Below are 270 nucleotides of genomic sequence, written 5' to 3'. Positions count from 1 at the left end.
ACCTCCATCAGATGCCCGGGGCTCGTCGAGTCGCGAAGCACGCCCCGGACGACAAGCTCAAGCTCTGAAACGACATGCCGGACATTCGGTTTGAGAACCCGCACCCTCCTGCCCTGTCTCTGCTCGACAAGACCGCGCCGAGCTAAAGCAAAAATAGCCTCCCGTATAGCTGGACGACCGACATCATACCGCTCCATGAGTTTCCGCTCAGCTGGCAATAGCCCCGTGTCATCGTATTTCCCATCGACGATCTCGGTCGCCAAGACCTGT

At 58.5% G+C, this 270-nt stretch carries 1 protein-coding gene; it reads right to left on the bottom strand.

Annotated elements, in window-relative coordinates; all coding sequences use genetic code 11:
• On the bottom strand, positions 1–263 hold a 263-nt coding region (locus KVS69_RS19645; protein ID WP_302675393.1), incomplete at its 3' end, for a GntR family transcriptional regulator.
• Between the last annotated feature and the right edge of the window lie 7 nt (positions 264–270).

Source organism: Stenotrophomonas sp. GbtcB23 (genome assembly GCF_019091045.1).
Lineage (GTDB): Bacteria > Pseudomonadota > Gammaproteobacteria > Xanthomonadales > Xanthomonadaceae > Stenotrophomonas > Stenotrophomonas rhizophila_A.
The sequence above is the reverse complement of the archived record's forward strand: the minus strand, read 5'-3'. Positions and strand labels throughout refer to the sequence as shown.